Source organism: Rhizobium sp. IBUN (assembly GCF_000510625.1).
In the GTDB taxonomy this organism is placed as follows: Bacteria; Pseudomonadota; Alphaproteobacteria; order Rhizobiales; family Rhizobiaceae; genus Rhizobium; species Rhizobium altiplani.
Window position 1 is genome coordinate 22340 of sequence record NZ_AZNV01000051.1, and the last position, 10762, is coordinate 33101.

Sequence of the window (10762 nt, forward strand, 5' to 3'; positions counted from 1 at the left end):
CCCGGAACGTGACAGCCGAACTTGGCCGGCGATCGTCGCTGGTTACAAGGTCGCCCGTGCAAATAGGTTGGTTCAACGCGGACGTTACTGTCGCAACGCAACTATCCCCTATCGGCCCGGTCTTGTCCCACAAGCTCCAGTGGGCCGGTCCCCGCGTGCAGCATCTTGCAACTAAGTTCGCTGTAGTTTGAATGCTGTACTTGGTTTCAAGTGTTCGGATACGCGGGCACTCCCTTCTACATTTAGCAACGTTCAGACATTTAGCGGGCAACGCGGTACTGAAAAAGCATAACTATTTTTAACCCGTCATTTGTACTTGTGCCGTAGCGTGTCGCTCAACCTGAGCGAGGATGGCATGCACGGTCTGGGCAATGATGTGGCTAATTTTTCCGGTCGAGATTTCATTCGACGGATCGTCTATCCCATGGCAGCAGTCATGGTTGTCGCAATCTTGGTCGTAACCGTCGTCCTTGTCTTGTCGGCACGCCAACAAAACAAGCTGGAAGTCGAAGCGTCCACGAGACTTGCGACAACCGCACTCCAAGTAAAGGCCCGAGAGGTCGGACGGGATCTGCGCAACTATACGATTCGTCAGGATGTCTACGAAAACGTCAGCCGGAGCGGCAACATTGCCTGGGCCGCGACGGACGGGAATATCGGCCCGAACATTTACAAGGACCTCGGCTACGAACTGGTATTCGCCGTCGCTCCAGGCAACCGGACGATCTATGGGCTGATCGATGGAGAGCCGAAGGACGTCGACGCGCTGAAAGTGATGCCACGCGGACTTCGGGATCTTCTGAATGTCGCCTCCATTCAGGCCGACCCAACGACAAGCTTGATCAAGTCCGGGAGCGATATCTATGTGGTGGCGGCAAATGGAATACTTCCGCCCTCCATTGACCGTTCGAACGTAAAGCCAAGAGACCTCACCATGTTGGTTTTCGCCGAACGACTGGACCAGAAGTTTCTCGATCGGATGGGGCGCGACTACCTGCTGTCCGATTTGAAAATCTCGCTTGATCGAGTGGACGATGCCGAGGCCTCGATCCCACTCCTGACTCAGGATCGCGTTTTCCTCGGAACGATCTCCTGGTCTCCGCCGAAACCTGGCGAGCAGCTCCTTCGCTTCATCTTGCCACCACTCGGCATCGCCCTTGTCGTGCTCGCGGCATTTGCCGTTCTGGTGGTCAGAAATGCTCGCCGTTCGACCTCGGCTCTGGAGGCCTCGGCGAAAACTGTCGAAGCATATGCACAGACGCTCAAAGAAAGTGAAATCAGATTCAAGGATGTTGCTGAAGCCTCCTCTGACTGGATATGGGAAAGTGATGAGGATCTCCGACTGGTATACTTCTCGACGCGCTTCAGCGACGTGACGGGACTTTCGCCACAAGCCATTCTCGGCAAGACGTTCGAACAATTCTTCTCGAGCGACTCGGATGGAGATGGCTGGAGGCAACTGATGGCAGGTAGCAGCGATCAGCGCGCCTTCCGGGATCTGCGTTGCGCTTATCGGGACGCCAACGGCAATGGACGCATTTGCCGGCTGGCGGGGCGCCCGATCGTTGCTTCGTCAGGGGAGTTCCTGGGTTTTAGAGGAACGGCGACTGATATCACCGAGGAGGTGGAAGCCCAGGAGCGAGCCAGCCATCTTGCCCATCACGACGCACTCACGGGTCTACCCAACCGAGCGCTCTTTCGTGAACGGCTGAACATCGCACTGGCAGCGACCGCGGAACAGACTGCACGCGTGGCAATCATCTGTCTCGACCTCGATCACTTCAAGGAAGTGAATGATACGCTCGGACATGGGGCAGGGGATCTGCTTCTCCAGCAGTTGTCCAACCGTCTGCTCGGATGCGTGCGCAAGCACGATACTGTGACCCGTCTCGGTGGCGACGAGTTTGCAATCATTCAAATGGGCGTTGCTCAACCCCTTGAAGCAGAGGAGCTTAGCCGAAAGCTGATCGACGTGGTGCGCGCACCCTTTACGATCGAAGGGCAGGATCTGCACGTTGGTGTCAGCATCGGCATCGCCATTGCAGACGCCACAGAGACCGATCCCGAGCGCCTATTGAAGAATGCCGACATTGCTCTTTACAGAGCCAAGCAGAGCGGGCGTGCAACCTACCGGATATTCGAAGCGCAAATGGACGCCGAACTCCAGCAGCGCAAGGCATTGGAATACGACCTCAGACAGGCGGTTCTAAAGGATGAGCTGGAAGTCCACTATCAGCCCCTCATCGATCTCGGGAAGCGTCAAGTCGCTGCCGTCGAGGCGCTCGTAAGGTGGCGTCATCCAGCACGCGGCTTGGTATCGCCTGCCGATTTCATACCATTGGCCGAAGACACCGGCCTCATCGTGTCAATCGGCGAGTGGGTGCTCGAGACGGCCTGCCGCCAGGTGCTCGATTGGCAAAACCTTCGAGTTGCGGTCAATCTCTCCCCGGTCCAGTTCCGAAACAGGGAGTTGGTTGAAACCGTCCGCCAGGTTCTGGTGCGGACCGGTTTGGCGCCTGAACGGCTCGAACTTGAAATCACAGAAAGCGTGCTGATCAATGATGCGTCGGCTGCACTCGAGATCCTGAACGGTCTGAAGAACCTTGGCGTGAAGATCGCCATGGACGATTTTGGAACCGGTTATTCGTCACTGGGCTATCTGAATTCGTTTCCGTTCGACAAGATCAAGATAGACAAATCCTTCATCGGCGACATGGACAGCAAGGACAAGTCCGGGGCCATTGTGAAATCCGTGATCGGCCTGGGGCAGAGCTTGAACATGGTTACGACAGCCGAAGGCGTCGAGACACCGGAGCAAGCGGAATTCCTGAGGCAAGAGGGTTGCGACCAGGTCCAGGGTTATTATTTCAGCAAGCCCGTGACAGCGCCCGAACTGTCCACGTTCATCGAGCGATGGGATGGCGCCAGAGCCTGGGGCGACGTCGCTGCCTGACCGAGTGTATCGGCGGCGAAAGACAGACGGCAGGAGTTTCCCGGCACGTTCCAATAGTCAGTCTGGAGGCGCGCATAGCAGCTATTCGGCTTTTGCGTTTGCCTCACATTCCTGTTTGCTTATTTTGCATCTCCCGCCAGGTCTGCGTTCCCTGGCTTTGGTCCGAGGCAGATATAATCGGAGGCATGATGCAAAACATGATTGTCGCGGACAATCACATGGCGTCCGTTGAAAACGGCACCAAGACGATTGCGGTTCGCGTTGGATACTGCACGGTTAAGCCGGGGCCGCTCGAGATCAGATCCGCGAGTGGATGTTGGCCAACGACCCGGGTGCACGTCGTTTCCGTCCAGAGAAAATCGATCTCGGCACTGAGTTCGGACGAGCTCAGCCAAAGTGGCTTTTCCAACGTCAATACACTGGTCAAGCAACTCCAACCCGCTCATCCCTGTCTTTCGACAGATTCCGATGTCACCGTGATCAATTGGAAGGTGGCTAGTTAGCGGTCAATTTGCGGGTTTCCCCCAGACGTTCCGATCAGTGCGTCCGGCATCGAGGCTTCAGTCGTATGGGCGTGGAGGAGGCACCCTCTCTCGACGCAATGGCTCGCCCTTGCCAGCTAAGCAATACAGAGAGCCGCGGCTTCTCGCTTGAAATGCGAGCGACTCTTGTGACAGAACGCCGGGGAAATCACGAAGGAAGCCGAACGTGAAACTGGACATCGAAGCTGTCGCCGAAGAGGCAAAGACTTGGCGCCGACATATACATCAAAACCCGGAACTGCTTTTCGATCTGCCTGAGACGGCGGCCTTCGTTGCAAAGAAACTACATGAGTTCGGTTGCGATGAGGTTGTCACGGGGATCGCTAAGTCGGGTGTCGTGGCCGTCATCAACGGCTCAAGAGGTCCGGGCAAAACGCTTGGCTTTCGCTGCGACATGGATGCTCTTCCCATGTCGGAGCAAACCAATCTGCCTTACGCATCAAAAGTGCCGAACCGCATGCATGCCTGCGGTCATGACGGCCACACTGCAATGCTGCTTGCTGCGGCGAAGTGCCTGGCCGCAAGCCGCGATTTTCCAGGTGCGATCGTGTTGATCTTCCAGCCCGCCGAGGAAGGCGGTGGCGGTGCCCGCGTCATGATTGAGGAAGGTCTCCTGGAGCGCTTCGGGATCGAAGAAGTCTACGGTATGCATAATGAGCCAGGCGTCGATGTTGGTTCATTCGCCATACGCAGCGGTCCTTTCATGGCAGGCGCCGACCGGTTCCTGGTGACGATCAACGGCAAGGGTGGGCATGCGGCATCCCCGAACCTCACCCGGGACCCGGTATTGGCAAGTGCGCATATGATCACCGCGCTGCAGTCGATTGCGTCCCGGTTTACCGATCCCTTCGATCCGGTTGTCGTGTCGGTCACCTTCATGAACGGAGGCAACGACCAGGCTCTTAACGTGATTCCTGCATCGGTTAAGATAGGCGGTACAATTCGAACAATGCAGCCTGAAACGCGCAAGGCAGTCGAGCAACGCTTCCGCGATATCGTGGGGATGGCAGCCAAGCTCTTCGAAACGGAGGCCGAGATCACCTGGATTCCAGGATATCCGGTTACCGTCAACGACGAGGAGAAGACCCGCGTGGCCGTGTCGGCTGCCGCCAACGTCGTAGGGGCGGGTCGTGTCGAGACGGCCTATGCGCCATCGATGGGGGCTGAAGACTTCGCATACATGCTTGAACAACGCCCGGGCGCCATCATCCTCGTCGGGAATGGCGACAGTGCCTACCTTCATCACCCTGCATACAATTTCGACGATAGAGCAATCATATACGGCGTCAAATACTGGTTGTCGTTGGCAAATCAGGAGCTCGGGCGCCTTTAGCCTCATGAAGGCCGTGTCAGGCGTGCAAACAAAAAGGCCGGCACCTCCCTCGGCGCCGACCTCTCGTAATCTGTCTCAACAACAACTGCCAGTACATCCGTGGTCAGCCGTCAGAGACATGATGGGTTGAATGTAAACCTTTGCGAAGAAGCGTCAAGTACAGCTTCCGGAGCATGCTGCCGCCGCATGACGCGGTTGAGCCGTCACCAGTATCCAGCAAAGCCAGAATGAACGCGCCAATCGCAATCAGTGCCAATGCTGGCCAGTTTTTGAAGATACCAAGGAACCTCAGGCCCTGGCCTCGGGGTTCGAGCGTGCGGCCACTTTGCAACGTTCGATGCGGATCACTCAGCCGTCTATCAAGCGCTGGCCGGAAAAGGACGAGTGTTCCGGCGACGACAAGAGCTGCGCCAATCAAGATTGCCCACATCACCGCCTCGGCGATCTAGGGGACCCGTATATGGCTAAACCCGATCTGGGCTTGATTGTTCCTTATCTGTATCGGGCAGGATGATCGAAGCCTCTGCCAGTTTTTCCCGCGCAACGCGTTCCAGCGCGGCTCCTTCGTGCTCGCCTTGCTTCCAAAGTGCCAACAGCAATGTGGCGATCTGAAGTACTGCTTTCCTGTCTCTGGCAATTCCATTCTCGCGACAGATTGTCTTGAGGACAGCATTCACGACGGAGAAATCGACACGGTCCATTAGCCACCCGCGCCGGGAGGAACGTCGTTCGTCAGAAGTTCCTTACACTGAATCATATCTTCGGCAGCCGCGTCGATCAATGCGTCAGCCGACTGCGTAAGCCCCACCCCCGCTCCGCGTGATCCGGAATTGGCTCCATCGAGGACGGCCAAACCAGCCGGAGTAGTTGTCGCGTCGTTCTCCATGATTTTCTCCACGGCGCCTGCGCTAGCCGTCTTTCGACTGAACTGCGCGCCGAGACCCATGCAACAGTGCCAGGCCCACTTGGCCGATGCCCAGTAACGGGCGCCGCGGTATGGTGGTAAAGTAGCTTGATCGAAGTGGTTCAAGGTTGCAAATGTCGCTTACGCGCCCTCTGTGAGAAAATTGAAAAAGCAAAGCCCGACGGACGGGGTCGTCGGGCTTTTTTGCATGGACCTACAGACGGTGTGGACCTGACAGCAGAACGCTGCATCTCGATAATTAGCGTTATGGCCGAAAGTTTCAAGCGCGTCCAGATGCCCATATGAGCAGAATCTCAATCGTTTCAGGCGCTCGGTCTGCATGTTGTGGAAGTAGGAGGGAGGTTCACGAGAGGGCGAGAACCTCCCCTTGCACTTCTGAAGAGAACTCCTCTGCGGCGGGGATCCGCATGATTGGAATTAGGCCTTTACCTTTGTCTTTCCCTAAGGTTTCGACAATCCTAATATACGCTTACCCGCAGATGCGGTCCATTTGCTCAAAAGCATTAAATCCCCGGTGGAAACGTGCCCGGAAATTTCGAACAGGTGGAATTAGGCACTGACGTCGATGCCACTGAAGAGCGGAAGTGTCGAACAGGTCAGTTCAGTCATCCATTCTCCTTCCCTTGTGCCGAGTAGAAAGAGTGTGGATGCAATAGCCCGCTTTTCCAGATGGGAACAGCTGACGAAGGGCGAAAGCCTCTGTCGGAACTAAGTCCCAGTCACGCCTCGATGACACCGTTGTCTTCGCCATTCCAATATTTCAGCCGGTCCGCTTGGACCTTGATCAGAAGAAGTCCCGGGGTCTCAACGCCTTGTGGAAACCAGCGTTCCAGATCTTTCTCCCAGTGATCATCGAACATGCTGCGATCGCGGACAAGTGACGCTTTGCCCTCAATCGAGATGAACATGCCGGGCCTGCCGAGCATGCTGGGCGCTTCGCAAAAGGCGAGCGTGACGCAAGGATCGCGATCGATGTCATTGATTTTTGAGGTGTTGTCATACGAAAAGAAATAGCTATCGCCATCATACTCGGTGTCTCCATTGTTGCTCATGGGGCGATTTGCGATTACTCCGCTCGATGTCTTCGTCGACATCATGCAAAAGTCGATCTTGCGCATCTTTTCGGATAAATCGGCGAGTGACTTGCCTGCCATTTCAAAACTCCCATACAGAGCTGCGGATGGGCGGATCCTTGTCCGTGAGATGGAAACGGTCTTTGTTAAAAAAGGTTCGCCGCCACTGAGGAAAGGAGTGCCGAGAGCCTTTGCTCGCCCGCTCCTGCCGCGGCCACATAGTATGATTGTGCGCTCTACCGGCGCCGCCTTGCCCGCGCATCGTTCAACGGTTTGTTCCTGCGGTTGATAATTCGACTACGCTCTTGCCCGGTTCTTTAAATGCTCTCCAAGCCCGCCGGAGTTGGCCCATCCAAGCTACAGGTCGAACGAATTCCTCGTCTGGCATCCTTCGCCGGGCGGCAGGGCGGTCAACAGCACCGCCGATTTTCTGCCGCTCCGGCATGGGATCGATGAGACTTAATGGCCCTGCAAGACAAGGGTCTGTACAGGCAGCAACAGCGCTTGCAGCCGTAAGATCATCGCGTGGACGAGGCCGACAGTGTCCACGACATGCAGGAAGATCCAGCGCAAGGTGCCGATGTTCTTGTCGGCAAGCGCGTCGTGGTTATTCGTGTAGGCGTTGGCGATGCAACTGCTTCCCGGGGGAACGCCGTTGAGGCCGCCGGTAAAGAGTGGCTCCATGAAGACGGTCAGGGTCCCAGGCTGCGATACCTGCCGGACGTCGAGCAGTTGGTCCGTCGGCCGATATTGACCTGCGGCGATGACGTCCTGAACCTCGGTTACAACCATCGGAATGATGGTGAACGGCCGGCCGATGCAAGTCGCCTCGGCGATCATTCCCGTTTTCAACACCTGCGCCTCGATCTGCCCGAAGCCGGCGATCAGGACGTTCTTGCCCGCACTTTCTGGGACCAGGATACCGGCGGGACGCAGCAGGGGGTTGACCACGTCGCCGCGACGAAGCGTGAATTGCTGCACGGTCCCGGTAACGCCGGCCCTGACGACGGTCTTGTCGAGATCGACCTGCGCCTGTTTTTCGGCCGCCTCAGCGCTCGCCTTTTGAGCCGGCAGAAGTTCTTCGATCTGCGTTTGCAAGGTCTGCTTTTTGGCGATGTCTGAATCGAGCGCACCCTTTCGACTATCGATGTTGGTTTCAAGCCGCTCAACCTCGCGCCTGGCCACGGCGTCGTTCTTCAAGAGCTGCTTCTTCATCTCGTATTCGTCGACGGCCGTTTGGTAGTCTCCCTGGGCTTGCTTGATCTCGCCGTCGGCGCTTGCAAGCTCGCTCTGAGCCACTTTCATTGCGGCGTCGACTTCGGCAATCTTGCGCCTGGACGCATCAAGCGCGGCCTGCTGGGTGTCACTGTTGAGCCTGAACAGCGGATCACCGGCCTGGACCTTCTGGTTAATCCCGACATATACCTCTTCCACGCGCCCGCCTGTTTCCGGCAGAATTGTTACGGTGCGGAATATGGCGGTGACATTCGACGTCGATGGATGGAAGTAGAAGATCATGGTGATCAGCGAAATCGTCAGCAGGAGACAAGCAGAAATGCCCCAGCGCAGCTCGTACCACACGCTATAGAGTGTGATTTCGCGGCCGATCCGCTTTCCTTGGCCATAGCGTCGGTAGAGATAGTCTGGAACGATCGTCAGCAGGGAACACAGGATCAGTTCGAACATGGCTCAGATGCCCTCTCCGTGGGAGTCCACCTTCGATTCTGACACGATCGGTTCTTCTCGAACCAGCGCTGGGTCTCCTGTCGACTGGACGTCACGACCGGACAGTTTCCCGAGCGACCGGGCAATGGAGTAGAGCGGTGTCGAGAAGTCCGGAAATTCGATGAAAGCCAGCAAGAGACCGGCAATCCAGAAAAGATGGTTATGCGTGAACAACGAGATCAAACCCAGCACCGCCACGATTTCCAGCTGGATCTTGCTGGTCTTATGCGCCATTCGCTCTGGAAGCGCATGTAGCTGAAAATAGAGATTGCCAATAACGAGGACCATGACCAGGAGAAAGATAGCGACCGCCACGAAAAGATAGTCGGTCTGCCCAGGTGCGGTGATGAAGACTGGCAGGTGCTCAATCGCGGCAGGATGGATTTCTTGGTCCATGTCGGAAGTCCCATTAAAGGATCGTTGTTCCTGTCGTACCTGTAGAGACATAGCAAATTCCAGCGAGCTGAACAGGGAATTTTTCGATTATGACCGGCGGTGTTTCCCGGAACTTTCTGGCTGGTCTGTCCCTCGCGTTCGCAGACCACTCCAAGCGCCATGTGGCTCAGAAGCCGGCGGAGGTCTAAGATGTAGCGGGGGCAGGGGACGGAGCCATGAAATACTTTATAATGGTCGATTACGTGATCGAAGGCGTCTTTGACACCATGAGAGAGGCTCTTGCCGACGTCGAATGTCGCAAAGCCCTGGGCTACACGGCCCGTATCAAATTGATACCGGAGGACACGCCGGAAGTCCGCGAGGAACTGGCTAAGGAGCAGAGGCGGCGCTACGACGAGGCGGAGCAATTGGTGAATGGGCAGATCACGACAGCGCAACGCCGAATCATGCAGCGTAGGGCACAAGCCAAGGCCAACAAGATCGGGCTCGGGTTTGGGATGTTTACCGGTGTCACCGTCCTGGTTTTCATTTTGCTTTAGACTGATAATAACTTTTCGATGATCGGCCGACTGAGCGCCCTCTTCCTCCACGCGGAGGCGCGCGGTTCGGCAGAAAAGCCGGTCGTGAGCAAAATTAGGGCTCTGTTGCAAGAATTCCGTTGATACCCGAAAGAGCGCTGTCAATTTTCAGCGAGACTTTTGATGATGATTTGTTGTTTGCGGGTGCCGTCCTCTCGCTCATCGCGGCGCTCGCAACCTTCCTCGTCGAGATGCTTACGGCGGGTCAAAGTATGCTGCGCCAGATCGCCAGGGGCCAGCGTCGTAGACGATAACCGAGCGAAACGCGTCCGACCGTCAACTGTACTTCCCTCGAAATCGAGGCGACGGCCTAGGGCCGGCTGGCGGATGAATACCGTTCGGCGCACTTGGAATGATCGCCGATAGCGGCCAGAGCAAAAAAGCAAACCCCGGTATCGCCCGTCACACTCTCGACGCCGGATTTGGCCTGCGCCCAAACCAGGGGAGGTACAAGGGCACCCGAATTACGTCTTGGTCCGAATTGCGCCGCATAGGCTTTGGCAGGAGCTGGATTGCGCTCCTTCAAGGAAATTCAGTGATCTCGTCGCAGCGTGGCATCAAAAAGCACGTCTACGTTTTCCTTTGAAGCCGCCGAAGGCTTTCGAACATCACAGAGAAATTGGAGGCGGGGTCTCTCGTCTTGAATACGACGTATTGCTCATTATATATAGGGCATCGACTTTTGCTTTTTGAGCTTTGCTTTGCGTTGTATGACGCAGCTGGCGAACCTTTTCTTACAGACATCGATCATTGACTGCCGACGGCTCTCGTCGGGCAGCAACTACTCGTGCGATTGAAAAGGATAATCGTCATGAACACAGGTATCGTTAAGTTTTTCAACACCACTAAAGGCTTCGGCTTTATCCAGCCTACGGACGGCAGCAAGGACATCTTCGTTCACATTTCCGCCGTCGAGCGTTCAGGGATGAGTTTCCTGTCTGAAGGCCAGAAGCTCAGCTTCGACGTTGTCGAGGATACCCGTTCGGGCAAGAGCGCCGCTGAAAACCTCCAAGCCGCCTAAAGAAACCATCGGTCTGTTGCCAGGGGTGTACTGGCATCGACCGAACATTTCAAAAGTCGGGACTCCCTTCCTTTCCTCGTTTTCAGAGATAGTGATCGAATGAAAAAGACAAATGCCGACCGGCAAATCCAGCGGGCCCTCCGCCAGGTGAAGAACACCAGTGGCGGCGGTCACCTTGGCGGAACGAATTTCGGCCAATCGTACGATGCGAAGACA

9 protein-coding genes and 1 pseudogene are annotated in these 10762 nt (G+C 56.2%); 5 read left to right on the plus strand and 5 right to left on the minus strand.

What is annotated here, in order from left to right; all coding sequences use genetic code 11:
- The first annotated feature begins 355 nt into the window (after window positions 1-355).
- From RHIBUN_RS0129025 to RHIBUN_RS0129035, 3 genes are all read left to right on the plus strand, one after another.
- A complete protein-coding gene (locus RHIBUN_RS0129025; protein ID WP_025662295.1) occupies window positions 356-2953 on the plus strand; it encodes an EAL domain-containing protein in 2598 nt (865 codons plus the stop codon).
- A 188-nt stretch (window positions 2954-3141) separates the two neighbouring features.
- A complete protein-coding gene (locus RHIBUN_RS0129030; RefSeq protein ID WP_025662296.1) occupies window positions 3142-3456 on the plus strand; it encodes a hypothetical protein in 315 nt (104 codons plus the stop codon).
- Window positions 3457-3661: 205 nt separating this feature from the next.
- Window positions 3662-4828, plus strand: a complete 1167-nt coding sequence (locus tag RHIBUN_RS0129035; RefSeq protein WP_025662297.1) for an amidohydrolase — start codon at window positions 3662-3664, stop codon at window positions 4826-4828.
- Between the two features lie 220 nt (window positions 4829-5048).
- Here RHIBUN_RS0129035 and RHIBUN_RS34265 read toward each other — a convergent pair.
- The 5 genes and pseudogenes from RHIBUN_RS34265 to RHIBUN_RS0129065 form a co-directional block, all read right to left on the minus strand.
- A pseudogene (locus tag RHIBUN_RS34265) lies at window positions 5049-5258 on the minus strand (hypothetical protein); the annotation flags it as partial.
- Window positions 5259-5292: 34 nt separating this feature from the next.
- Window positions 5293-5529 carry a hypothetical protein gene (locus tag RHIBUN_RS0129045; protein WP_025662299.1) on the minus strand — a complete coding sequence of 79 codons (237 nt, stop codon included), beginning with the start codon at window positions 5527-5529 and terminating at the stop codon, window positions 5293-5295.
- Between the two features lie 943 nt (window positions 5530-6472).
- On the minus strand, window positions 6473-6907 hold the full coding sequence (locus tag RHIBUN_RS0129055) for a pyridoxamine 5'-phosphate oxidase family protein (protein ID WP_025662301.1): 435 nt from the start codon (window positions 6905-6907) through the stop codon (window positions 6473-6475).
- 378 nt (window positions 6908-7285) lie between these two features.
- Window positions 7286-8512 carry an HlyD family secretion protein gene (locus RHIBUN_RS0129060; protein WP_025662302.1) on the minus strand — a complete coding sequence of 409 codons (1227 nt, stop codon included), beginning with the start codon at window positions 8510-8512 and terminating at the stop codon, window positions 7286-7288.
- A gap of 3 nt (window positions 8513-8515) precedes the next feature.
- Window positions 8516-8947, minus strand: coding sequence for a hypothetical protein (locus RHIBUN_RS0129065; RefSeq protein WP_018116768.1), 432 nt, complete (start codon window positions 8945-8947; stop codon window positions 8516-8518).
- 215 nt (window positions 8948-9162) lie between these two features.
- Here RHIBUN_RS0129065 and RHIBUN_RS0129070 point away from each other — a divergent pair, with 215 nt between their 5' ends.
- Together RHIBUN_RS0129070 and RHIBUN_RS0129085 are read left to right on the plus strand one after the other, a co-directional pair.
- Complete coding sequence (locus RHIBUN_RS0129070) at window positions 9163-9486, plus strand: hypothetical protein (protein WP_025662303.1); 324 nt, start codon at window positions 9163-9165, stop codon at window positions 9484-9486.
- Window positions 9487-10336: 850 nt separating this feature from the next.
- On the plus strand, window positions 10337-10546 hold the full coding sequence (locus RHIBUN_RS0129085) for a cold-shock protein (RefSeq protein WP_018116770.1): 210 nt from the start codon (window positions 10337-10339) through the stop codon (window positions 10544-10546).
- Window positions 10547-10762 lie beyond the last annotated feature (216 nt).